A 21,863-nucleotide genomic window follows, 5' to 3' on the forward strand; every position below is an offset into this window, starting at 1 on the left:
CCGCGAGCGCCAGCCACCATGACGTGTCCATACGCACGACGTTACCGGCGCGCGCCCCCCAATGCGCGCCCTCTCACAAGCCTGCTGAGCCCCGGGTCCAGCCGAACCGGTGACAGCGCAGGTGAGTTCGCCCACAACGGCCCCTGGCGGAGGAGCGACCGGCCCTTTTGCGCCTTACGCTCAACAAACCGCACGACTCCCGTCAGCCTCTCGTCTGACCTCTCCCCGTATCCGACCGGATCCGTCATCGTCCGGATCTCCCGATATCCCGTCCACGGAGGTTTCTGCTTCATGAAGCTCACCGTCGTCGGCTGCTCGGGGTCGTTTCCGTCCGCGGAATCGGCCTGTTCGAGCTACCTCGTTGAGGCCGACGGCTTCCGGCTGCTTCTCGACATGGGCAACGGCGCCCTCGGCGAGCTGCAGCGCCACTGCGGTCTCTACGACCTCGACGCGATCTTCCTCAGCCATCTGCACGCCGATCACTGCATCGACATGCTGGCCTACTTCGTGGCGCGCTACTACCGGCACGACGGCGGCCCGGCCGACCCGATCCCCGTGTACGGACCCGAGGGCACGGAACACCGCCTGACCACCGCCTACGCCGACACTCCCACCGCGTCGTCCATGAGCGAGGTCTTCGACTTCCACACGGTCAAGCCGTCCACGTTCGAGATCGGCCCGTTCACGGTGCACACCGAGAAGGTCCGGCACCCCGTCGAGGCGTACGCCATCCGGATCGAGCACGGCGGGAAGTCGCTGACGTACTCCGGCGATACCGGCGTCACCGAGGCGCTCGACGGGCTGGCCCGGGACACCGACCTGTTCCTGTGCGAGGCCGCGTTCACGCACGGCAAGGAGAACATCCCGGACCTGCACCTCAACGGCCGCGAGGCGGGCGAGACGGCGGCCCGGGCGGGCGCGGGCCGCCTGATCCTCACCCACATCCCGCCGTGGACCGACCCCGAGATCAACCTCGCCGACGCCCGCGAGGTCTTCGACGGCCCGGTGGACCTGGCCGCGCCGCGGGTGACGTACGAGGTCTGAACCCCCCATGCCACGACGGCCCCGGAACGTGAGTTCCGGGGCCGTCGCACTGTTCGCGGGACCGGGCTACTTGGCCTCGGCCTTCTGCAGTTCCGCCAGTTCCTCGTCGGACTCGCGGCCCGGCGTCGGCAGGTTGAACCTGATGATCGCGAAGCGGAAGACCGCGTAGTAGACCGCCGCGAAGCACAGGCCGACCACGGCCAGGCCCCATGGGTTGGTCGCGATGCCGAGGTTCAGTCCGAAGTCGACCGCGCCGGCCGAGAAGCCGAAGCCGTCCTTCATGCCGAGCGCCCAGGTCAGCGCCAGCGAGACGCCGGTGAGGACCGCGTGGATCGCGTACAGGACCGGGGCGATGAACATGAAGGTGAACTCGATCGGCTCGGTGACGCCGGTGACGAACGAGGTCAGCGCGATCGAGAGCATCATGCCGCCGACCACCTTGCGGCGCTCCGGGCGGGCGCAGTGGACCATGGCCAGGCAGGCCGCCGGGAGACCGAACATCATGATCGGGAAGAAGCCGGTCATGAACTGGCCCGCGGTCGGGTCGCCGGCCAGGAAGCGGGCGATGTCGCCGCTCTTGCCGTGGTAGTCGCCCGCCTGGAACCAGGGGAACGAGTTCAGCAGGTGGTGCATGCCGATCGGGATCAGCGCGCGGTTGGCGACACCGAAGATGCCGGCACCGACGGCGCCCGAACCGACGAGCTGCTCACCGAAGCTGTGCAGACCCGTGCCCAGGACCGGCCAGATGTAGCCGAAGACGATGCCGATGACCAGGCCCGCGAGGGCGGACAGGATCGGGACGAGACGGCGGCCGCCGAAGAAGCCCGCCCAGTCCGGCAGCTTGGTGCGGTAGAAGCGCTGGTAGAGCAGGGCGACGACGATGCCCATCACCACGCCGCCGAGGACCTTGGCGTCCACCGGGGCGTCCACCATGACGACCTTGCCGTCGACGGCCGTCGCCACCTTCGGCAGGTTCTTGTCGGTGAACGTGCCGAGGACGTTCTTGAAGACCAGATAGCCGACGACCGCGGCGAGCGCGGTCGAACCGTCCGACTTCTTGGCGAAGCCGATCGCGATGCCCACGGCGAACAGCAGCGCCATGTTGTCGAGGATCGCGTTGCCGCCGGCCGCCATGAAGCCCGCGATCTTCGTGAAGAAGGTCGGGAACGAGGGGCGTCCCAGCATGTCGGTGTTGCCGAGGCGCACCAGAAGGGCGGCGGCGGGCAGGACCGCCACCGGCAGCATCAGGCTGCGGCCGATGCGCTGCAGAACAGCCATCGCGCCGGAGCCCTTCTTCTTCTCGGCCGCGGGAGCGGCGCTGGCCGTGGTCACAACTTCCTCCTGGGGGTACCCCCGGGCCGAAGGCCGGGAGCGGGCATGGCGCCGCCCTGGAAGGCAAGGGACGGCGGCGTCTCTGGTCTACACCACTGAGTGGTGTAGACCTGTTGTAGCACGATGAAGGCGGCATAAGGAACCCGCGATTCCCGTAACGATTTGAGCTACGCCCCGGCCCTGCCGCAGGTCACGACGAAGGTCCCCGGACCGTCCGACCCGGGCCGGAAACCCGACCGCCACCGGGGCGCGCACCGCCTGGCCCCGGGGCCACCCCCCCCACGCCCCCGCTCACCTGTGCCGCGGCGGCGCCGTCGGCTGACTCGCCCTGTCGCGCCGGAGGGCCCGCGCGCCGCTCGGCTCCGGGGCCCGTTCGCGGATCATCCAGGGACGTGGGGCCTGGCCCGCCCTGCTCTGAGCTCCACGAGCAAGGGGCCGTCGCGTCGCCGCCCTCATCCGCCTTGCGGCTGGATGCTCCCCCGAGCTCTCGACTTCGCTCATGCAGAGGGGCACCCATGCTTCCGTTCACCTGCGTCGCCTCGGTGCCGCCAGCCGACTCGCCCTGATTCGTCGGACGGCCCGCGCGCCACTCGGCCCCGGGGCCCGTTCGCGGATCATCCAGGGAGGTGGGGCCTGGCCCGCCCATCCTCCGAGCTCCACGAGTAAGGGGCCGTCGCGTCGCCGCCCTCATCCGCCTTGCGGCTCAAGGAGGGGGCGCCCCATGCCCCGCTCACCTGCGCTGCGGCGGCGCCGTCGGCCGGCTCGCTCTGATGCGTCGGAGGGCCCGCGCGCCACTCGTGCTCGACTTCGCTCAAGCAACGGCCACCCCCATGCCCCGTGCGGCTGCGCCGCGTCGCTGCCGTCGGCCCAGTCGCCGCGAACCGCCGGACGGCCTCAGGCCTTCGTGGTGTCCTCGACCTCTTCCTCCGGTTCTCGGCCCGGGGTCTTCAGGTCGAACGTGGTGATGGCGAAGCGGAAGACCACGTAGTAGACGGCGGCGAAGCACAGGCCGATCGGGATGATCGCCCAGGGCTTGGTGGCCAGGTGCCAGTTGATGACGTAGTCGATGAGGCCCGCCGAGAAGCTGAAGCCGTCGTGCACGCCGAGCCCCCAGGTCACCGCCATCGAGACCCCGGTGAGCAGCGCGTGCACGGCGTAGAGCAGGGGGGCGACGAACAGGAAGGAGTATTCGAGGGGCTCGGTGATACCGGTGACGAACGAGGTCAGCGCCACCGAGAGCATCAGGCCGCCCACCTCCTTGCGGCGGTGCGGCTTGGCGCAGTGGGTGATGGCCAGCGCGGCGGCCGGCAGCGCGAACATCATGATCGGGAAGAAGCCCGAGGTGAACTGCCCCGCGTTCGGATCGCCCGCCAGGAACATGTTGATGTCGCCGTGCACCACCGTGCCGTCGGGCTTGGTGTAGCTGCCGAACTGGAACCAGATGGGCACGTTGAGGAACTGGTGGAGCCCGATCACCAGCAGCCCGCGGTTGGCGACACCGAAGACGCCCGCGCCCCACGCGCCGAGGCCGCTGAGCCAGTCGCTGAAGCTCTCCAGCGCGCTGCCGATCGGCGGCCAGACCCACAGGCACAGCACCGCGAAGACGACGGCGGCGAACGCCATGATGATCGGGACGAGCCGGCGGCCGTTGAAGAAGCCGAGCCAGTCCACGAGCCGGGTGCGGTGGAAGCGGACCCAGAAGAAGGCCGCCATCAGACCCAGCACGATGCCGCCGAAGACCCCCGGGTTCTGGTACGTGAAGGCGGTCACCGTCCCGTCCTTCACCAGACAGCCCGTCGCCACCGGCCTCGACCCCGCGGCACAGTCCTGCGGGAACTGGCGCAGCACGCCGTAGTAGACGAGGAAGCCCGCCACCGCCGCGAGCGCCGTCGAACCGTCCGCCTTCTTGGCCATGCCGATCGCCACGCCCACGCAGAACAGCAGCGGAAGACCGAGCGACCCGTCGAGCAGCGCACCGCCCGCGCCGCTCATCACCTTCGCGACCGGCGTCCAGCCGAGCCCGTCCGCGCCGAGCAGGCCCGGCTGGCTCAGGGCGATGAGCAGGCCCGCGGCCGGCAGCACCGCGATCGGCAACTGCAGACTGCGCCCCATCTTCTGCAGCCCCTGGAACAGCGCGTTCCACCGGGCGCGTCCGGGGCTGACCGTGCTCTCGGCGCTGCTCTCGGCGCTCATCGGCGTCCTCCGAACCGCTCTGCTGAGAGGCGGGTTTGGCGGCCGTCCACAGGGTGGTGTAGACCAGTCGGCGGACGGTTCCGCTGTCGTGAACGCCATCATTCGGGACGTACGACACGGCCGCTCGCGAAGATGGGCCAACTGTGGGTTACTGCGACAAAGCGGTTCGGATCAGGGAGAAGGAACATGGCCACCAAGGCTGAGAAGATCGTCGCCGGGCTCGGCGGCATCGACAACATCGAGGAGATCGAGGGCTGCATCACCCGCCTGCGTACCGAGGTCTCCGACCCCTCGCTGGTCGACGAGACCGCCCTGAAGGCCGCCGGCGCCCACGGCGTCGTGAAGATGGGCACCGCGATCCAGGTCGTCATCGGCACCGACGCAGACCCGATCGCCGCGGAGATCGAAGACATGATGTGAGCCTCGCGGTTCACCTGGACGGGGCTCTTCCCGACGCGGGAGGAGTCCCTTCCGTATGTGCGGCTAGGCTCGTCGCCATGTCTCGAATCGACGGCCGCACTCCCGAACAGCTCCGCCCCGTCACCATCGAACGTGGCTGGAGCAAGCACGCCGAGGGCTCCGTCCTCGTCTCCTTCGGCGACACCAAGGTCCTCTGCACGGCCTCCGTCACCGAAGGCGTCCCGCGCTGGCGCAAGGGCAGCGGCGAGGGCTGGGTCACCGCGGAGTACGCCATGCTGCCCCGCGCCACCAACACCCGCGGCGACCGCGAGTCCGTCAAGGGCAAGATCGGCGGCCGTACGCACGAGATCAGCAGGCTCATCGGCCGCTCCCTGCGCGCCGTCGTCGACTACAAGGCGCTCGGCGAGAACACCATCGTCCTGGACTGCGACGTCCTCCAGGCCGACGGCGGCACCCGCACCGCGGCCATCACCGGCGCCTACGTGGCCCTGGCCGACGCGATCACCTGGGCCCGGGGCAGGAAGCTGATCAAGCCCGGCCGCCAGCCCCTGACCGGCACGGTCAGCGCCGTCTCGGTCGGCATCGTCGGCGGCGTCCCCCTCCTCGACCTCTGCTACGAGGAGGACGTCAGGGCCGAGACCGACATGAACGTCGTCTGCACCGGCGACGGCCGCTTCGTCGAGGTCCAGGGCACCGCCGAGGCCGAGCCGTTCGCCCGCGACGAGCTCAACGCGCTGCTCGACCTCGCGGTGGGCGGCTGCGCCGACCTGGCCGCCATCCAGCGCCAGGCCCTGGAAGCGGCCACGGAAAAGTAAAGGGACCACCAAAACCCGAGGCCGTAAAGGGCAACCCCGCCGACCTCCCCGGCGTCCCTATGGGTACGGGCGCACGGCACACCACCGTGCGCTCGGCCAGCCGATCCAGGGGGAGGGACCACCACCATGGCCGCGAGCCGACGCCCACGTCGAGCCCGTCTCACCGCCATCGCCGCCGTCGCGGCGGCCGCCGCGCTCACCGCCGGCCTCACCACCGGCTGCGACGCCGTCAACAAGGCCCTGGACTGCGTCCAGACCGCCGACAACATCGCCGACAGCGTCACCGACCTCCAGCAGGCGGTGGAGAACGCGGCCAACGACCCGACCCAGACCGACGAGTCCCTGGCCTCGATCGAGCGCAACCTCGACAAGATCGGCGACAAGACGGACAACGCCGACGTCAACAAGGCCGTCGACGACCTCGGCAAGGCGGTCGACAACGTCCGTACGGCGATCAAGAACGGCGACGAGACCCCGGACATCAGCCCGGTGACGGACGCGGCCGGCGAACTGACCAAGGTCTGCACCCCGTAGACCCGGTGCGAGCCAGGGCCGACAGGCCCTGGGGGGATACTGACCCCCATGACCCGCCTGATCCTCGCCACCCGCAACGCCGGAAAGATCACCGAGCTCCGCTCGATCCTCGCCGACGCAGGTCTGCCGCACGACCTCGTCGGCGCGGACGCCTTCCCCGACGTCCCCGACGTCAAGGAAACCGGCGTGACCTTCGCCGAGAACGCGCTCCTGAAGGCCCACGCCCTGGCCCGCGCCACGGGCCTGCCGGCCGTCGCCGACGACTCGGGCCTGTGCGTCGACGTCCTCGGCGGAGCCCCCGGCATCTTCTCGGCCCGCTGGTCGGGCCGGCACGGCGACGACAAGGCCAACCTGGAGCTGCTCCTGGCCCAACTCGCCGACATCGCCGACGGACACCGCGCCGCGCACTTCGCCTGCGCCGCGGCGCTCGCCCTGCCGGACGGCACGGAGCGAGTGGTCGAGGGCCGGCTGCTCGGCACGCTGCGGCACCTCCCCGCCGGCACCAACGGCTTCGGCTACGACCCCATCCTCCAGCCGGAGGGCCGGACACGGACCTGCGCCGAGCTGAGCGCCGAGGAGAAGAACGCGATCAGCCATCGCGGGAAGGCGTTTCGGGCGTTGGTGCCGGTGGTGCGGGAGTTGTTGGGCTGAAGCGACAGGAAGGCCCCGCACCTCTGAATCTAAGGTGCGGGGCCGAATGCCCCTGTGGGCCCGGTGGGACTCGAACCCACGACATACCGGATCTAAACCGGCATCCTCTTGCCAGCTGGGATACGGGCCCGTGGCTGTGCCTACTCTACTGGGCGCTGCGGACCGCTCGCCGACCTCCTCTGCACCAGGTGGTCGTAATCGCGTGGCAGTTCGGGCAAAGCAGCCGCAGGTTCTCCCTCCGGTTGTCGTGCCAGTCCCCGTTGATGTGGTCGACCTCCAGCGTCATGGGCTTGTCGAGCCACACGGGGCCGACTCCGCATCTGGCGCACTGCTCGGGCACGCCGATCTCATGGAGCGCCCGGCGTAGACGTTTGGTCGCGATTCGGTGCTTGCCGTCATGCCGGACCAGAACGTCCTCCGGCTGTTTGGTGTTTGTTCCCGAATAGCGCGCGATGGTGGCCGTTGCAGGGCTTGCCCAGTGCAGCAAGAGCGCCTGCGATGGAGGTCGCGTCCTCGACTGCGCGCCGCAGTTCCTCAGCGGCTGGTTTGGGTGGAGGCTCGCCGGCTCGCCGCCGACGTGGAAAATGTACGCCAAAGAATGCGATGACCTCGTCGATGTCGGAGCACCGTTGGGCAGCTTCCGTCAACCGCTCTCGCGTGTACTGCACGCTGCTGCTCATGAACTGCCACCCCCGATGCGCCCTTTGCCGCGCCCTCGATAGCTGTCCGTTGTGGAGTGGCAGTTGGGGCAGAGCAGTCCAGATTCTCGATGCGGTTGTTTCGCCAGTCGCTGTCGATGTGGTCGACCTCCAGCGGCAGGGGTTCCCCGAGCCAGACTGCTTCGATTCCGCAGAGTGTGCATAGCTCTTCAACGCCGACCTCGCTCATTGCACGCTTCAGGCGGTGACTCGGAATCCGCGGAGCATGCGGTGGTACGTCCTTGACGAGGATCTCCCCGGGTGTCCGGCGCCGCCGGGTGTCCTTCATGCGCTCCGTTCGGGCGACCGGGTTGAGTGAGAGGTGTCGACCTCCAGTTTCCTCATCCGCTCCCGGATGTAGCTCCGCGTCGAACTTCCCGGATCCACCCCCAACGTCCCCAACGCCTCCGACAACGTCCGCGCCCCCCGAGCCGCCTCCTCCAGCCGCTCCTTGGTGTACGTACTGGCCCCCATGAACCCCCTCCGTTCCCGGCCGCATGTTCGCTACCTCGCACGGAGTAACGAATCGCTTATCGGACAGTCACGCCCGAAATGCAAAGCGGCCCGCACCGGGTCACCCCGGTGCGGGCCGCCGAGCGGCAGAAGCGTGCCGTCGGATGCCTCAGACGCCCAGATCCTTGATGATCTTCGCCACGTGGCCGGTGGCCTTGACGTTGTAGAGGGCGCGTTCGACCTTGCCCTCCTCGTCCACGACCACCGTGGAGCGGATGACGCCGACGACCGTCTTGCCGTACAGCTTCTTCTCGCCGAAGGCGCCGTACGCCTCCAGGACCTTCTTGTCGGGGTCGGCCACGAGCGTGACCTTCAGGGATTCCTTCTCGCGGAACTTGGCCAGCTTCTCCGGCTTGTCGGGGGAGATGCCGATCACGTCGTACCCCGCGCCGGCCAGCACGTCGAGGTTGTCGGTGAAGTCGCAGGCCTGCTTGGTGCAGCCGGGCGTCAGGGCCGCCGGGTAGAAGTAGACGATGACCTTGCGGCCCTTGTGGTCCGACAAGGACACCTCGTTGCCGTCGGCGTCGGGCAGGGTGAAGGCGGGGGCCACGTCCCCGGGCTGGAGTCGCTCGCTCATCGGTCCAGCGTAACGGTGGGGCCCCTTGGGGCGCGGCGACGCCCGAAGCTGACAGACTGTCCGGAACAGCATCGAAGACTTCGGAGGCCGAACGGTGGCGGAGACGTCGGACACCAGAACCCCGGCGCAGATCGAGGCGGACATCAAGCGCCGCCGCGAGGTGCTGGCCGAGACGCTGGACGAGATCGGGGTGCGGGTGCATCCGAAGACCATCGTCGGCGATGCCAAGGCGAAGGTCGTCGCCAACGTCGACCACACCCTCGGTCGTGCCTATGTGCAGGTCAACCGGGTGGTCAGCGATGTGAAGGCCCAGTTCGTGAACGCGGAGGGGGCGCCCCGCGTCGAGCGGATCGTGCCCGTCGCGCTCCTCGCCGTCGGCGTCGTGGGGCTGCTGGCCTTCGGCTCCCGGCGACGCAAGGGCTGACCCGGTCGCGTACGGACGCGTCAAAGGCAGGTAGGTTCGAAGGCGTGAGCGCCAACAGACATGACCACAGCACCCACCACGACAAGCTGCCCATCCGGATGCTGCACGACCGCGTGCTCGTCCGGCAGGACACCAGCGAGGGCGAGCGACGGTCGGGCGGCGGCATCCTGATCCCCGCCACGGCGGCGGTCGGACGACGGCTGGCCTGGGCCGAGGTCGTGGCGGTCGGGCAGAACGTACGGACGGTGGAGCCGGGCGACCGCGTCCTGTACGACCCGGAGGACCGGGCCGAGGTCGAGGTGCGGGGCGTGGCCTACGTGCTCATGCGTGAACGGGACCTGCACGCGGTGGCCGCGGACCGGTTCGAGGGCTCGGAGGACTCGACAGGTCTGTACCTCTGAAACAGCAGCGGAAAAGGGCTGGTGACCACGGTCACCAGCCCTTTTTGTCGTTCCTTTGCTAGATTCGACAGCAGCCAGCCCGACGAGACGCGCCGTACCGGGACGTACGCAAAGACGACGCACCACCCGTCAGTACGTTCCACGGAGGTGCTCCCCATGGCCTGGGTCCTGCTCGTCGGCGCCGGTCTTCTCGAAGTCGCCTGGTCCATCGGCATGAAGTACACCGACGGTTTCACCCGTCCCGTCCCCAGCCTGTTCACCGGCGCCGGCATCGTCGCCAGCATGCTGCTGCTGTCGTACGCGGCCCGGTCCCTGCCCATCGGTACCGCCTACGGCGTGTGGGTGGGCATCGGGGCCGCGGGGGCGGCGGTGCTCGGCATGGTGGTGCTGGGGGAGCCGGTGACCGCCGCCCGCGTGTTCTTCGTCGTTCTCCTGCTGGTCGCCGTGGTCGGGCTGAAGGCGACCTCCGGTCACTGACCGGGGGCGGTCACTCCCGCCGGCCGAAGAGCGGCTGGCCGCCCGGCCCCGCGGTCGTGGTGCCGTCGGTCGTGCCGTCCGTGGTGCCGCCGTTGGTGGTCGGGTCGCCGCCGGTGGTGGTCGGGCCGCCGTCGGTGGTCGTCGAGCCGTCCGTGGTGCCGCCGGTGGTCGTCGCGCCCCCGTCCGTCGTCGTCCCGCCGTCGGTCGTGGTGCCGCCGTCGGTGGTCGTCGAGCCGTCCGTGGTGCTCCCGGTCGTGCCGCCGCCGTTGTCCTGGCCGTCCGTCTGGCCCTGGGTCTGCCCCTGGGTGTCCTGACCGCCGTCCGTGGTGCCGCCGTTGTCCTGGTCGCCGGTGCCCGGCTCCGTCGAGGGCGCACCGGTGGGCTCCTGGGTCTCCTCGGCGCCCGGCTCCAGCTGGAGGTCGAAGTCGCTCACCGGCTCGCCCTTGAGCGCGGCCTGGGTGTACTGCGCCCAGATCTCGGTGGGCGCCCCGCCGCCGTTGATGCGCGGCAGGCCCAGCGCGTTGTACAGCGGCCGGTGGGCGGCCGTCACCGGGTCCTGGCCCATGACGGCGACGACCGTGGCGAGGTCGGGCGTGTAACCGGCGAACCAGGCCGCCGTGTCCTCCTCCGCGGTGCCGGTCTTGCCGGCCGCGGGCCGGCCGGCGGCCTGGGCGGCGGTCGCGGTGCCGGTCTCGACCACGCTCTGCAGGATCGACGTCGTGGTGTCGGCGGCCTCACGGCTGACGGCCTGCTTGACCGGCTGGTCGGGCAGCTTCACCTCCGACGTGCCGTCCTTGGTGATCTTCTCGATCATCGTGTACGTGCCGTGCTTGCCGTGGTTGGCGAGCGTGGCGTACGCCTCCGCCATGTCCAGGACGCTGGCGGTGGCCGTGCCCAGGGCGATGGACGGGTAGGGCTGCAGGTCCTTGGTGTCGGCGGGGACGCCGAGGTCGACCGCGGTCTGCTTGACCTTCGACGGGCCGACGTCCACGGCCATCTGCGCGTACACCGAGTTGACCGACAGATCGGTGGCCTTGCGCACGGTGATCTCGCCGTACGACCGGGAGTCCTCGTTCTCCGGCGAGTACGCGCCGCCGCTCCAGCCCTGCACGGTCCGCCGGTTGGTGCCGTCGTAGTACGTGTTCGGCGTGATGGTCCGGCCGTCCTGCGTCACGGAGCCGTTCTCCACGGCCGAGGTGAACACGAACGGCTTGAAGGTGGAGCCGACTTGGTAGTCGCCGCGGGTGGCGCCGTTGGTGTACTGCTTCACGTAGTCGACGCCGCCGTACATCGCGACGACCTTGCCGGTCTTCGGGTCGACGGAGGCACCGCCCGCGCGGACGTAGTTGTCCACCTTGCGGTTCTTCTTGTCGAGCTTGTCCATCAGCTTGTCGTTGACCGCCGCGACGAAGGCCTTCTGCTTGTCCTTGTGCAGCGTGGTGGTGATGCGGTAGCCGCCCGCCTCCAGCGCGTCCGCGTCGACGATCTTGTTGGTGATGAGGTAGTGCTTGACCGCCTCGACGATGTAGCCGCGCTGCCCGGACAGGCCCGTGGAGACGGTCTGTTCCTTCGGCATCGGGAACTTCATGCCGGCCCGCTCGGACTCGCTGAGCCAGCCCTTCTTGACCATGCCGTCCAGCACGTACCTCCAGCGGGCCACGGCCGCCGGCTTGTTCTCCGGGTGGGCGATCACGTCGTACTCGCTGGGCGCGTTGACCAGCGCGGCGAGGTAGGCGGCGCGGGCCGGGTCCAGGTCGGTGGCGTCCACGCCGTAGTAGGCCTGGGCGGCGGACTGGATGCCGTAGGCGTTGCGGCCGAAGTAGCTGGTGTTGAGGTAGCCCTCGAGGATCTCGTTCTTGCTCTTGTTGCGGTCCAGCTTGATCGAGATGAAGAACTCCTTGGCCTTACGGGTGACCGTCTGTTCCTGGGCCAGGTAGTAGTTCTTCACGTACTGCTGGGTGATCGTCGAACCGGACTGCTTGCCCTTGCCGGTCGCGGTGTTCCAGGCCGCGCGGATCATCGCCTTGGGGTCGATGGCCGACTCGGTGTAGAAGTCCCGGTCCTCGGCGGCCAGTACGGCGTGCTGGGCGGCCTTGGAGATCTGCGCGAGGCTGACGTTCTCCCGGTTGATCTCGCCGTCTCGGGCCAGTTGGGAGCCGTCCGCGTACAGGTACACGTTGCTCTGCTTCATGGCCATGGCGTTGGCCGGCGGGATCTTCACGAGCGAGTACCCGAGGACGAACAGCCCGATGATCAGCAGGACCCCGATGACGCAGGTACCGAGCACCATCCGCCAGGTCGGAACGAGCCGCCGCCAGCCGGTGCGCTTGGGACGCTTCGCCTTCTTGCCCTGAGCCGGGGGCGCGGTGCTCGCGGGGGCGGCCGCGGCGGGCGGGGCTGCCGGGCCGGCGGCGTTGGCCGCGACTGCGGCGCTCGCGGCTGCTGCCGCCGCGCCCGCCGCTCTCCGCGGGGACTGCGCCGGTCCGGCGGGCCGGCCGGGCTTCGGGCTCGGGGCGTTCTCCTTGATCCGGGTGAGCCTGGTGGTGTCGGCGCTGCCGGCACCCGGCGCGTTCCCCGCGGCCGCCGCGTTCCCCGCGCCCGCCGCGCCGGCGGGCTGGGTCGGCTTGGCGGTGGGCGCGTTGTCCTTGATGCGGGTGAGCTTGGTGGTGTCGGCCGCTCCGGCGGCGGGCGGCGTGTTCTCCGTGACCTTCGCGAGCTTCGTGGTGTCGGTGGCCCCGCTGTTCCCTGCGGTCCCGGTGGTTCCGGCGTTGCCCCCGGCGCTCTCCTTGAGCCTGTTGAGCCTGGTGGTGTCGGCGGTCCACGCGGGCCCCGTCGCCTCCGGCTTCTTGGCGGGCTCCGCGGACTTGCCGGCCGACGCGGGCTTGGACGGTTCCGCCGGCTCGGGCGGCTCCGCGCGCTCGGCGCGTTTCGCAGGCTCGGCGGGCTCGTTCGGCTCGGCTTTCCGCGCGTTCGGGACGGCCTTGGCGTTCTCGGCCGCCTTGCCGCCCTGTCCGGCGGGCTCTCCAGCCGCCGGCGGCTCTGTCGTCGCACCGCCCTCGTTCTTCTGCTGTGGCAGCGGCTGCGGCTCGTCGCTCATGTCGTGCACGGACTCCTGTTTCGCCTCGTACGTTCCCGTACGGCCTCGTACGCCATCTGGGCCCCGTGATGAAGACTCTCGCACCAAGCGTTCCGTTCCAGGATTCCGGGGCGTGTCCGGTACCGAAAATGCGTGGCAGACCCCGTCGGGCGCGGGCTAGGCTCCTGCGCTTCGGTGTCGGTGGGTCCGGGAGGTTGACTGGCGTGGGCGCGGGACGGTTGTACGCGGCCGTCGCCTCGGGGGCGTTCCGACGGTACGCGACCTATCGGGCGGCCACGGCGGCAGGGGTGTTCACCAATACGGTCTTCGGCCTGATCCTGGTCTACACGTATCTGGCCCTGTGGGACGAGAAACCGCACCTGGGCGGCTACGACCAGGCACAGGCCGTCACCTACGTCTGGCTCGGGCAGGCGCTGTTGTCGACGCTCGCGATCGGGGGCGGCGGCGTCGAGGACGAGTTGATGGAACGCATTCGTACGGGTGACATCGCGATCGACCTCTACCGGCCCGCCGATCTTCAACTGTGGTGGCTCTCCGCCGATTTGGGCCGGGCCCTGTTCCAGCTGATGGGCCGGGGCGTGCTCCCGTTCGTCTTCGGCGCGGTGTTCTTCCCGGTGGCGCTGCCCTCGGACGCGGGGACCTGGGCCGCCTTCCTCGTCGCCGTCCTGCTGGCGATGCTGGTCGGCTTCGGGATCCGCTTCCTGGTGGCGCTGAGCGCGTTCTGGCTGCTGGACGGCACCGGGGTGGCCCAGACGGCGTGGATCACGGGGTTCTTCTGCTCCGGGATGGTGCTCCCGCTGAACGTGTTCCCGGGCGCGATCGGCGAGACCGTACGCGCCCTGCCCTGGTCCTCGCTGCTCCAGGCCCCCGCGGACGTGCTGCTGGGGCGCGCCGAGCCGTGGGGGGTCTTCGCCTTCCAGGGCGCATGGGCGCTCGCGCTGCTGGCGCTCGGGCGGCTGGTGCAGTCCGTGGCGACCCGACGGGTGGTGGTGCAGGGTGGCTGAGCCGGGCCGGGTCGCGGAGGGGCTGCGCGCCTACCGGATGATCGCGGTGATGTGGATCCGCTCCACGATGGCGTACCGGGCCTCCTTCGTGATGACGACGGTCGCCAACTTCGCCGCGACCGCCCTCGACTTCGTGGCGATCCTGCTGATGTTCTCCCGCGTGGACGCGCTCGGCGGCTACACCCTGCCCGAGGTCGCCTTCCTGTACGGGCTGTCCGGCACGGCCTTCGGCCTGGCCGACCTGACGATCGGCTCGATGGAACGGCTGGGGCGCCGGGTGCGCGACGGCACCCTCGACACCCTCCTGGTCCGCCCGGCGCCGGTACTGGCCCAGCTGGCCGCCGACCGGTTCGCGCTGCGCCGCCTGGGCCGGGTGACGCAGGGCGCCCTGGTGCTCGGGTACGCGCTGACGTCCCTGGACATCGCGTGGACCCCGCTGAAGCTGCTGCTGATGCCGGTGATGGTGGTCAGCGGCGCCGCGATCTTCAGCGCGGTGTTCGTGGCCGGGGCGGCCTTCCAGTTCGTGGCGCAGGACGCCTCCGAGGTGCAGAACGCGTTCACGTACGGCGGCACGACGCTGCTGCAGTATCCGCCCACGGTGTTCGCGAAGGAGCTGGTGCGCGGGGTGACCTTCGTGCTGCCGCTGGCCTTCGTCAACTGGCTGCCCGCGACCTATGTGCTGGGGCGGCCCTACCCGCTGGACCTGCCGGTGTGGACGGCGTTCGCGCCGCCGCTGGTGGCCGTGGGGTGCTGCGCGCTGGCCGGGGCGGCGTGGCGGACGGGACTTCGCTCGTATCGGAGCACGGGGAGCTGAGGGGTTCATGGACGGCGACTTCATCGAACTCGACCGGGTCGAGAAGGTCTTCGAGGTGCGGCGCAAGACCGGGTTCCTCAAGCGGGAGCGGCGGCAGGTGCGGGCGGTCGACTCGATCTCCTTCACCGTGCCGCGCGGCGAGATGGTCGGCTACATCGGCCCCAACGGCGCCGGGAAGTCGACGACGATCAAGATGCTGACCGGGATCCTGACCCCGAGCGGCGGCCGGCTGCGGGTCGCCGGGATCGACCCCTCCCGCGAGCGCAGCCGTCTGGCGCACCGCATCGGGGTGGTGTTCGGGCAGCGCACCACGCTGTGGTGGGACCTGCCGCTGATCGACTCGTACCGGCTGGTGCACCGCATGTACCGGATCCCCGACGGGCGTTACCGCGAGAACCTCGACCGCTGCGTCGAACTCCTCGACCTCGCCGACCTGTTGGACGTGCCCGTACGGCAGCTCTCGCTCGGCCAGCGGATGCGCGGCGACATCGCGGCGGCGCTGCTGCACGACCCCGAGGTGCTGTACCTGGACGAGCCGACGATCGGCCTCGACGTCATCTCCAAGGCCAAGGTGCGCGGCTTCCTGCGGGACCTGAACGCCGAGCGCGGCACGACGGTCCTGCTGACCACGCACGACCTCCAGGACATCGAGCAGTTGTGCTCCCGGGTGATGGTCATCGACCACGGGCGGCTGATGTACGACGGCCCGCTCGCCGGCCTGCACGAGGTGGGCGAGAGCGAACGGACGCTGGTGGTGGACCTGGAGCGCGAGCTGCCGCCGATCGAGGTGCCCGAGGCCCGGGTGGTGAAGGTGGAGGGGCCGCGGCAGTGGCTGGCCTTCCCGGCCTCGGGTTCGGCGGCACCGCTGGTGGCGCGGATCGCGGCCGAGTATCCGCTGGTGGACCTGTCGGTGCGGGAGCCGGACATCGAGGCGGTGATCGCGCAGATGTACGCGGACCGGGCCACCGCATAGTCTCCGGCGCGACGACCTCGTAGGCTGCTCCGTATGACCGACGATGCACCGGAGTTGCGTGCCTCCGACGCCGATCGTGAACGAGTCGCCGAGGTCCTGCGGGACGCCGTCGCCGAAGGGCGGCTCGACATGGAGGAGTTCGAGGAGCGGCTGGAAGCGACGTACAAGGCGCGGACGTACGGGGAGCTGACACCGATCACCCGGGATCTGCCGGGGGTCGGCGTGACGGCTCCTCCCGTCGTGTCGCTGAGCAAGGAACCGTCGCGGAGCGGGAGTTGGGCGGGCCGGGTGGTCGGCGGCGAGGGCTCGTCCTCGTGGGCCGTCGCCATCCTGTCCGGCTTCCAGCGCAAGGGACGCTGGACCATGCCGAAGCGGTTCTCCTGCTTCGCCTTCTGGGGCGGCGGGGAGATCGACCTGCGGGAGGCGGACTTCGCGGACCACGAGGTCGAGATCAACTGCGTCGCGATCATGGGCGGGATGCAGATCATCGTGCCGCCCGGGGTCGAGGTCGTGGTGCGCGGCCTCGGGATCATGGGCGGCTTCGACCAGCGCGAGGACGGGGTGCGGGGAGAGCCGGGCGCCCCGCGCGTGATCGTCTCCGGGTTCGCCTTCTGGGGCGGCGTCGGCGTGGAGCGCAAGGTCACGCGGGCGGAGCGGCAGCGGCCCAAGGAGGAGCGGCGCCAGGAGAAGCTGGACCGCAAGGCCACCATGAAGGAACTGCAGGAGTCCTTTAGGGACGACGTGCACGAGGCCCACCGCAAGATGCTCGACTCCCACCTCGACATGCGGCGCCGACGCCACGAGGAGCGGTGGGAGCGCCACGAGGAGCGGCGCGAACGCCATGAGGAGCGGCGCGAGCGGCGCAGGCGCGACCGGTACGGAGACCACTGAGCGGAACCACCGGGCGCGGACCGCTGAGCGGGCCGCCGGGCGGTCACAGCTCCGTCAGCCCCGCCCCCTTCAGCTCCCGCAGGTCGAAGGCCTCCGCCATGGTGCGGTATCCCCGGTCGCTGGGGTGGAGATGGTCGCCCGAGTCGTAGTCGGACCGCAGCCTGCGCGGGTTGTACGGGTCCCGCAGCGCCTTGTCGAAGTCGACCACGGCGTCGTACACCCGCCCCGCCCGGATCTGGGCGTTGACCTGCTCGCGCACCGCCTCCTGGGCGGGCGTCCAGCCGGGGTGGCCCTGGAAGGGCATCAGGGTGGCGCCGACGACCTTGAGGCCGCGGGCGTGGGCCTGGCGGACGAGGGTGCGCAGTCCCTCGACTATCCGGTTCGGGTCGGGCAGTCGCGGGTTGCGCAGGATGTCGTTGACGCCGAGGTCGATGACGACGACCTTGACGTTCGTACGGGACAGTGCGTCGCGGCGGAAGCGGCCGAGGCCGCTCTGGTTCTCGGCGGGCCGGCCCAGGCCGTCGGCCAGCACCTGGTTGCCGCTGATGCCCTGGTTGACGACGCTGTAGCGGGGCAGGTCCCGGCCGCCGATGAGCGCCGTGCGCAGCCGCTCGGAAAGGACGTCGGTCCAGCGGTGGTTGGCGCCCACGGTGGAGGTGATCCCGTCGGTGAGCGAGTCGCCGAGCACGACGACCGTGCCGTGGGACTCGTTGCTCAGCACGTCCAGGGCCGTCAGATAGCGCCAGTACGGGGTCTGTTCGGTGTACGAGGTGGCCGTGGCGTCCTCGGTGTGGTCGCCCTGCGCGACGTACGACACCTGCCGCGCGTGCGGGTGGTAGGTGACCGGACCCGACGGGGTGGGGGAGTAGGTGGTGACCAGGACGTCGGCGCCGCGCGGGACGTCGACGCGGACGGCGTCGCTCAGCACCTGTCCGCCGGGAGGCACGACGACGGCGGCCCGGCCGCCGAAGGCGAGCCGGCGCATCGTCTCCACCGCGGCCGCCGCGGTGTTCTCGCCGGCCGCGACCGCGATCGAGGCGTGCGTGATGGTCAGCGGCGACTGGCCGTAGAGGTTGGACAGCGTGATGCGGGCACTCGTACCCCCGGCGTCCGCGTGCACGACGTTGCGCACCGAGCGGCCCGCCAGGCCGGCCGTCTCCGTGCCCGGCTCGCCGCCCACCGGGGAGGCCGACCAGGAGCCGACCCAGGTACCGGCGGACGCGGGGGCGGCCGCGGACTCGCGGTGCGGGCGGCTGTCGGCGAGGGCGTCGCGGGGAGTGGTGTCGCCGGAGGTGACCGCGGCGTAGAAGGCGGCGGACAGGCCCAGGATCAGCGCCACGAGACCGCTGATGACGGCGCGGTGCCATACGGGGGACGGCCCCGCACCTTCGGCGTGACGCCTGGTCATCGGTTTTCTGTTCTCCTCGGGCGGTAGGAGCCCGAGGCTCCGATCTGACGAGTCCATGATGCTTCATGCACTCGGGAGAGCTGACAGGGCCCTGCCCAAAACCCCCTTTCTGACAGACGCCGGGAACTCCTGTTCCGTTCCGGGAGTCGGTCAGGAAGGGACAATGTGTGCGGGATCACCGAACGGGTGGAGCAAATGGAACGTACGGAGACGGCGACACGGGGCACCGCCCCGACCTATCGCGCCATGACCGCCTTCACCGCCGCGGACATGGAGCGACAGCGCGGGGTACGACGCATGAAGCTCACGGCGACCGGGATGCTGCTGTTCGTGGCCGTGGTCTACGTCCTCGCCAAGTGGGCGTCGAACGCGGGCGCGGGCAACTGGGCGATGTACGTCGCCGCGGCCGCCGAGGCCGGCATGGTCGGCGCGCTCGCCGACTGGTTCGCGGTCACGGCCCTCTTCCGCCACCCGCTCGGCCTGCCCATCCCGCACACCGCGATCATCCCCACCAAGAAGGACCAGCTCGGCGTCTCCCTGGGCGAGTTCGTCGGCGAGAACTTCCTCTCCCAGGACGTCGTACGACAGCGGCTGCGCACCGTCGGCATCGGCAGCCGCCTCGGCGCCTGGCTGGCCGAACCCGAACACGCGGACCGGGTGACCGCGGAACTGGCCACGGCCCTGCGCGGCGCGCTCACCGTCCTGCGCGACTCGGACGTGCAGGCGGTGGTCGGCGAGGCCATCACCCGCCGCGCCGACGCCCGGGAGATCGCGCCCGGCATGGGCAAGCTGCTGGAGAAGATCGTCGCGGACGGCGGCCACAGACGGTTCGTCGACCTGATCGTCTCCCGGGCGCACGACTGGCTGGTGCTGCACGACGAGCAGGTCATGGACGCCATCCAGGGCGGCGCCCCCGGCTGGACCCCGCGCTTCGTCGACAAGAAGGTCGGCGAGCGCGTCTACAAGGAGCTGCTGCGCTTCTGCGCCGAGATGCGCGACATGCCCTCCCACCCCGCCCGCGGCGCCCTCGACCGCTTCCTCACCGACTTCGCCGCCGACCTCCAGTCCGACACCGAGACCCGGGCGCGCGTCGAGCGGCTCAAGGGCGAGGTGCTGGCCCGCGGCGAGGTCCAGGATCTGATCGCCTCCGCCTGGACCGCCGTACGCTCCATGATCGTCTCCGCGGCCGAGGACGAGCGCAGCGAGCTGCGCCTGCGCGTGCGGGCCTCGCTGCTCTCGCTGGGCACGCGGATGGCGAGCGAACCCAAGGTCCAGGACAAGGTCGACAGCTGGGTCGAGGGCGCCGCGGTGCACGTCGTCACCACCTACCGCAAGGAGATCACCTCCCTGATCACCGACACGGTGGCCGGCTGGGACGCCGAGCACACCACCCGCAAGATCGAGGCGCACATCGGCCGCGACCTGCAGTTCATCCGGATCAACGGCACGGTGGTGGGTTCGCTGGCCGGCCTGCTGATCTTCACGGTGTCGCGGCTGCTGGGGGCGTGACGCCCCGGCTCACGCGCCGGTGGTCGACCCCGGCCGCACGATCATCAGGACCGTCACGGTGGCCCACAGCAGATTGAACAGCCCGGTGAACATGGCGAGCCGTACGGTCGCCTCCCGGGTACCGCCACCGTCCCGCGTACCGCCACTCTCCACCAGCGCACTCTGTCGCGGCAGCACCAGCGCGACCAGGACCAGCGCGGCGACCGCCGTCAGCGCGATCGACACCACCAGCCAGGTGTCGCCGAGCACCCCCATGTCGCTCGCCGTGGCGAACCCGAAGACCGGAACGACGACGCCGACGAGGGCGTACACCCGGCAGATCCGATGCAGCAGCGCCACGGTCTCCACCGCCCGCGCGTCATCGGGCGAGGCCAGCGCCCGGCGGACGGCGGGCGGAAACATGCTGGCGGCGACGGTCACGGGCCCGACGGCGACGATGGCCGCCAGGACATGGACGGCGAGCAGGAACTTGGTCACGCGCCGACGCTAGGCGGGCACTGGACCTTGCAGAAGTGGCACTACTGCCATGAGCCGACGGATTCTCGCCAGGAACGGGGACCCTGGCGCTGCTGTGTGGAGGTGCTGGGGGTACCGATTGGCTGCATCCCGTCGTACGGCTACCTTCTTGCCATGCACACCGTGGCCGTACTGGCGCTGGACCAGGTGATCCCCTTCGACCTCACCGCCGCGATCGACGCGTTCGGCTGGGTCCGGCTGCCGGACGGCCGCCCGGCCTACCGGGTGCGGGTCTGCTCGCCCGCGCGGGAGGTGAGCGCGGCGGCCGGGGCGTTCACCGTTCGGGCGCCGTACGGCCTTGAGGCGCTGGCCGAGGCCGACACGATCATCCTGCCCGGCGTCGCGGACCCCGAGGTGCCGCTGCAGCCGGAGGTGAGGGAGGCGCTGCGCGCGGCGGCGGCGAACGGCACGCGCATCGCGTCGATCTGCGTCGGGGCGTTCGTCTTCGCGGCGACCGGCCTGCTCGACGGCCTGCGCGCGACGACGCACTGGGTGGCGGCCCCGCAGCTGGCCGCGACGCACCCGGAGGTGACCGTCGACCCGAACGTCCTGTACGTCGACAACGGCCAGTTCCTCACCTCGGCGGGCGCGGCCGCCGCGATGGACATGTGCCTGCACATGATCCGCCGCGACCACGGCTCCGCCGTCGCCGCGCACACGGCCCGGCTGTGCGTCATGCCCCTCGAACGGGAGGGCGGGCAGGCCCAGTTCATCGTCCACGACCAGCCGCCGGTCCCGGCCGGCGCCACCCTGGAGCCGCTCCTGGACTGGCTGGAGGACAACTGCGACCAGGATTTCACCCTGGACGAGATCGCCGCGAAGGCGGGCATGAGCACCCGTACCCTCAACCGCCGCTTCCGCGAACAGACCGGCACGACACCGCTGCAGTGGCTGCACCGGGCGCGGGTGCGGCGTGCGCAGTACCTGCTGGAGAACACCGAGCACCCCGTCGAACGCATCGCCGTACAGGCGGGCTTCGGCTCCCCGACGGCGTTCCGTGAACGCTTCCGCCGGGTGGTGGGGACGAGCCCGCAGGCGTACCGGAGGGCGTTCAGCCGGACGGAGGGGGACCCGCTGCCGACCGCCTGAGACGACGTCCTGAGACGCCCCGCCGTCAGGCTCGGCGGTCGGCGACGGCCCAGGACGCCAGCGCCACGGCGCCCGCGACCCCGAAGACGGACGGCCAGGCGCCGACCTTCTTCGCCAGCGGGTGGGACCCGGCGAAGGCGGCGACGTACGCGGCGGTCAGCGCCCCCGCGGCCACCCCGCCGGCCTGCTCGCGCCACTGCCGCGCGGCGACCGCGCCCGCGCCGGCCAGGACGACCCCGCCGAGCTGCCGCTTCTTGGTCCAGCGGGCGACACCGTACCCACCGACGAGCCCGCTCGCGGCGACCACCGCGCTGGGAACCTTGGCCATGCCTGCCTCCCTTTGTCTGCTCTTGTCTCTCCCGGAGGCTAACGCCCCGGATGATCGGGGAACCGAACTTGAGTCGAGGCCTGTCAAGTCAGCCGCCGGCGGTGAGCGTGGGCGCGAAGCCGTCAGCCACTGAATCCCGGCGTGCATGCAGCCGG

General features: G+C 70.6%; 21 protein-coding genes, 1 tRNA gene, 2 pseudogenes and 1 riboswitch. Of the genes and pseudogenes, 14 read left to right on the forward strand and 10 right to left on the reverse strand.

Annotation, left to right across the window (positions count from 1 at the left end):
* The first annotated feature begins 291 nt into the window (after window positions 1-291).
* Window positions 292-1,044: an MBL fold metallo-hydrolase gene (locus tag IPZ69_RS33570; RefSeq protein ID WP_235458447.1), complete on the forward strand. Its 753-nt coding sequence runs from the start codon at window positions 292-294 to the stop codon at window positions 1,042-1,044.
* A gap of 66 nt (window positions 1,045-1,110) precedes the next feature.
* On the opposite strand, the gene IPZ69_RS33575 is transcribed toward IPZ69_RS33570, so the two are convergent.
* Window positions 1,111-2,376 (reverse strand): PTS transporter subunit EIIC, encoded by a 1,266-nt coding sequence (locus IPZ69_RS33575; protein ID WP_235458448.1) that lies wholly within the window; start codon window positions 2,374-2,376, stop codon window positions 1,111-1,113.
* An 894-nt stretch (window positions 2,377-3,270) separates the two neighbouring features.
* Window positions 3,271-4,569: a PTS transporter subunit EIIC gene (locus tag IPZ69_RS33580; RefSeq protein WP_235458449.1), complete on the reverse strand. Its 1,299-nt coding sequence runs from the start codon at window positions 4,567-4,569 to the stop codon at window positions 3,271-3,273.
* 186 nt (window positions 4,570-4,755) lie between these two features.
* Between IPZ69_RS33580 and IPZ69_RS33585 the strand changes: the two genes are divergently transcribed.
* The 4 genes from IPZ69_RS33585 (at window position 4,756) to rdgB (ending at window position 6,989) form a co-directional block, all read left to right on the forward strand.
* Window positions 4,756-4,989 (forward strand): glucose PTS transporter subunit EIIB, encoded by a 234-nt coding sequence (locus IPZ69_RS33585; protein ID WP_235458450.1) that lies wholly within the window; start codon window positions 4,756-4,758, stop codon window positions 4,987-4,989.
* Window positions 4,990-5,066: 77 nt separating this feature from the next.
* Window positions 5,067-5,804 carry a ribonuclease PH gene (rph, locus tag IPZ69_RS33590; protein ID WP_235458451.1) on the forward strand — a complete coding sequence of 246 codons (738 nt, stop codon included), beginning with the start codon at window positions 5,067-5,069 and terminating at the stop codon, window positions 5,802-5,804.
* A gap of 126 nt (window positions 5,805-5,930) precedes the next feature.
* On the forward strand, window positions 5,931-6,338 hold the full coding sequence (locus IPZ69_RS33595; RefSeq protein WP_235458452.1) for a hypothetical protein: 408 nt from the start codon (window positions 5,931-5,933) through the stop codon (window positions 6,336-6,338).
* A gap of 48 nt (window positions 6,339-6,386) precedes the next feature.
* Window positions 6,387-6,989: an RdgB/HAM1 family non-canonical purine NTP pyrophosphatase gene (gene rdgB / locus IPZ69_RS33600; protein ID WP_235458453.1), complete on the forward strand. Its 603-nt coding sequence runs from the start codon at window positions 6,387-6,389 to the stop codon at window positions 6,987-6,989.
* Window positions 6,990-7,044: 55 nt separating this feature from the next.
* Here rdgB and IPZ69_RS33605 read toward each other — a convergent pair.
* The 4 genes and pseudogenes from IPZ69_RS33605 to bcp all read right to left on the reverse strand — a co-directional run bounded on the left by IPZ69_RS33605 (window position 7,045) and on the right by bcp (window position 8,777).
* A tRNA-Leu gene (locus IPZ69_RS33605) sits at window positions 7,045-7,119 on the reverse strand.
* Window positions 7,120-7,134: 15 nt separating this feature from the next.
* Window positions 7,135-7,669 (reverse strand): annotated as a pseudogene (locus tag IPZ69_RS33610) (HNH endonuclease).
* A pseudogene (locus IPZ69_RS33615) lies at window positions 7,666-8,161 on the reverse strand (HNH endonuclease signature motif containing protein). The pseudogenes IPZ69_RS33610 and IPZ69_RS33615 overlap by 4 nt, the downstream one beginning before the upstream one ends.
* A gap of 148 nt (window positions 8,162-8,309) precedes the next feature.
* Window positions 8,310-8,777 carry a thioredoxin-dependent thiol peroxidase gene (bcp, locus tag IPZ69_RS33620; RefSeq protein WP_235458454.1) on the reverse strand — a complete coding sequence of 156 codons (468 nt, stop codon included), beginning with the start codon at window positions 8,775-8,777 and terminating at the stop codon, window positions 8,310-8,312.
* Between the two features lie 94 nt (window positions 8,778-8,871).
* On the opposite strand from bcp, the gene IPZ69_RS33625 reads away from it, so the two are divergent.
* From IPZ69_RS33625 to IPZ69_RS33635, 3 genes are all read left to right on the forward strand, one after another.
* Window positions 8,872-9,201 (forward strand): DUF3618 domain-containing protein, encoded by a 330-nt coding sequence (locus IPZ69_RS33625; protein ID WP_235458455.1) that lies wholly within the window; start codon window positions 8,872-8,874, stop codon window positions 9,199-9,201.
* A 44-nt stretch (window positions 9,202-9,245) separates the two neighbouring features.
* The gene (locus IPZ69_RS33630; protein ID WP_235458456.1) at window positions 9,246-9,602 is read left to right on the forward strand and encodes a GroES family chaperonin; all 357 of its coding nucleotides are present in this window, start codon (window positions 9,246-9,248) and stop codon (window positions 9,600-9,602) included.
* Window positions 9,603-9,654: 52 nt separating this feature from the next.
* A riboswitch (guanidine-III (ykkC-III) riboswitch) is annotated at window positions 9,655-9,726 on the forward strand.
* Between the two features lie 32 nt (window positions 9,727-9,758).
* Entirely contained in the window at window positions 9,759-10,079 is a 321-nt protein-coding gene (locus IPZ69_RS33635; RefSeq protein ID WP_235458457.1) for a DMT family transporter, read from the forward strand.
* A gap of 10 nt (window positions 10,080-10,089) precedes the next feature.
* On the opposite strand, the gene IPZ69_RS33640 is transcribed toward IPZ69_RS33635, so the two are convergent.
* Window positions 10,090-12,606 (reverse strand): transglycosylase domain-containing protein, encoded by a 2,517-nt coding sequence (locus IPZ69_RS33640; protein WP_374294766.1) that lies wholly within the window; start codon window positions 12,604-12,606, stop codon window positions 10,090-10,092.
* Window positions 12,607-13,379: 773 nt separating this feature from the next.
* Between IPZ69_RS33640 and IPZ69_RS33645 the strand changes: the two genes are divergently transcribed.
* Genes IPZ69_RS33645 through IPZ69_RS33660 form a run of 4 tightly spaced genes read left to right on the forward strand, consistent with a single transcriptional unit; the run spans window position 13,380 to window position 16,858 of the window.
* Window positions 13,380-14,180 carry an ABC transporter permease gene (locus tag IPZ69_RS33645; protein WP_235458459.1) on the forward strand — a complete coding sequence of 267 codons (801 nt, stop codon included), beginning with the start codon at window positions 13,380-13,382 and terminating at the stop codon, window positions 14,178-14,180.
* Window positions 14,181-14,217: 37 nt separating this feature from the next.
* Window positions 14,218-14,994, forward strand: coding sequence for an ABC transporter permease (locus tag IPZ69_RS33650; RefSeq protein WP_235458481.1), 777 nt, complete (start codon window positions 14,218-14,220; stop codon window positions 14,992-14,994).
* Window positions 14,995-15,001: 7 nt separating this feature from the next.
* A complete protein-coding gene (locus tag IPZ69_RS33655; protein ID WP_235458460.1) occupies window positions 15,002-15,967 on the forward strand; it encodes an ABC transporter ATP-binding protein in 966 nt (321 codons plus the stop codon).
* 33 nt (window positions 15,968-16,000) lie between these two features.
* Window positions 16,001-16,858 (forward strand): DUF1707 SHOCT-like domain-containing protein, encoded by an 858-nt coding sequence (locus IPZ69_RS33660; protein ID WP_235458461.1) that lies wholly within the window; start codon window positions 16,001-16,003, stop codon window positions 16,856-16,858.
* A gap of 43 nt (window positions 16,859-16,901) precedes the next feature.
* Here the strand turns inward: IPZ69_RS33660 and IPZ69_RS33665 are convergent, their stop codons facing one another.
* Window positions 16,902-18,266 (reverse strand): SGNH/GDSL hydrolase family protein, encoded by a 1,365-nt coding sequence (locus tag IPZ69_RS33665; RefSeq protein WP_235458462.1) that lies wholly within the window; start codon window positions 18,264-18,266, stop codon window positions 16,902-16,904.
* Window positions 18,267-18,431: 165 nt separating this feature from the next.
* Here IPZ69_RS33665 and IPZ69_RS33670 point away from each other — a divergent pair, with 165 nt between their 5' ends.
* Window positions 18,432-19,775, forward strand: a complete 1,344-nt coding sequence (locus tag IPZ69_RS33670; protein ID WP_235458463.1) for a DUF445 domain-containing protein — start codon at window positions 18,432-18,434, stop codon at window positions 19,773-19,775.
* 9 nt (window positions 19,776-19,784) lie between these two features.
* Here IPZ69_RS33670 and IPZ69_RS33675 read toward each other — a convergent pair whose 3' ends face one another.
* Window positions 19,785-20,252 carry a DUF2269 family protein gene (locus IPZ69_RS33675; RefSeq protein WP_235458464.1) on the reverse strand — a complete coding sequence of 156 codons (468 nt, stop codon included), beginning with the start codon at window positions 20,250-20,252 and terminating at the stop codon, window positions 19,785-19,787.
* A 153-nt stretch (window positions 20,253-20,405) separates the two neighbouring features.
* Here IPZ69_RS33675 and IPZ69_RS33680 point away from each other — a divergent pair, with 153 nt between their 5' ends.
* A complete protein-coding gene (locus IPZ69_RS33680; RefSeq protein ID WP_235458465.1) occupies window positions 20,406-21,380 on the forward strand; it encodes a GlxA family transcriptional regulator in 975 nt (324 codons plus the stop codon).
* Window positions 21,381-21,405: 25 nt separating this feature from the next.
* Here the strand turns inward: IPZ69_RS33680 and IPZ69_RS33685 are convergent, their stop codons facing one another.
* On the reverse strand, window positions 21,406-21,708 hold the full coding sequence (locus IPZ69_RS33685) for a hypothetical protein (protein WP_235458466.1): 303 nt from the start codon (window positions 21,706-21,708) through the stop codon (window positions 21,406-21,408).
* Window positions 21,709-21,863: the final 155 nt, after the last annotated feature.

The organism is Streptomyces olivochromogenes, from assembly GCF_021538895.1.
Classification (GTDB): Bacteria; Actinomycetota; Actinomycetes; order Streptomycetales; family Streptomycetaceae; genus Streptomyces; species Streptomyces olivochromogenes_A.

Coding starts and splice junctions, on each gene's coding strand:
- bcp (WP_235458454.1), bottom strand. CDS start 8,777: ATGAGCGAGCGACTCCAGCCCGGGGACGTGGCCCCCGCCTTCACCCTG.
- IPZ69_RS33635 (WP_235458457.1), top strand. CDS start 9,759: ATGGCCTGGGTCCTGCTCGTCGGCGCCGGTCTTCTCGAAGTCGCCTGG.
- IPZ69_RS33580 (WP_235458449.1), bottom strand. CDS start 4,569: ATGAGCGCCGAGAGCAGCGCCGAGAGCACGGTCAGCCCCGGACGCGCC.
- rph (WP_235458451.1), top strand. CDS start 5,067: ATGTCTCGAATCGACGGCCGCACTCCCGAACAGCTCCGCCCCGTCACC.
- IPZ69_RS33650 (WP_235458481.1), top strand. CDS start 14,218: ATGATCGCGGTGATGTGGATCCGCTCCACGATGGCGTACCGGGCCTCC.
- IPZ69_RS33570 (WP_235458447.1), top strand. CDS start 292: ATGAAGCTCACCGTCGTCGGCTGCTCGGGGTCGTTTCCGTCCGCGGAA.
- IPZ69_RS33665 (WP_235458462.1), bottom strand. CDS start 18,266: ATGACCAGGCGTCACGCCGAAGGTGCGGGGCCGTCCCCCGTATGGCAC.
- IPZ69_RS33655 (WP_235458460.1), top strand. CDS start 15,002: ATGGACGGCGACTTCATCGAACTCGACCGGGTCGAGAAGGTCTTCGAG.
- IPZ69_RS33685 (WP_235458466.1), bottom strand. CDS start 21,708: ATGGCCAAGGTTCCCAGCGCGGTGGTCGCCGCGAGCGGGCTCGTCGGT.
- IPZ69_RS33595 (WP_235458452.1), top strand. CDS start 5,931: ATGGCCGCGAGCCGACGCCCACGTCGAGCCCGTCTCACCGCCATCGCC.
- IPZ69_RS33680 (WP_235458465.1), top strand. CDS start 20,406: ATGCACACCGTGGCCGTACTGGCGCTGGACCAGGTGATCCCCTTCGAC.
- IPZ69_RS33585 (WP_235458450.1), top strand. CDS start 4,756: ATGGCCACCAAGGCTGAGAAGATCGTCGCCGGGCTCGGCGGCATCGAC.
- rdgB (WP_235458453.1), top strand. CDS start 6,387: ATGACCCGCCTGATCCTCGCCACCCGCAACGCCGGAAAGATCACCGAG.
- IPZ69_RS33660 (WP_235458461.1), top strand. CDS start 16,001: ATGACCGACGATGCACCGGAGTTGCGTGCCTCCGACGCCGATCGTGAA.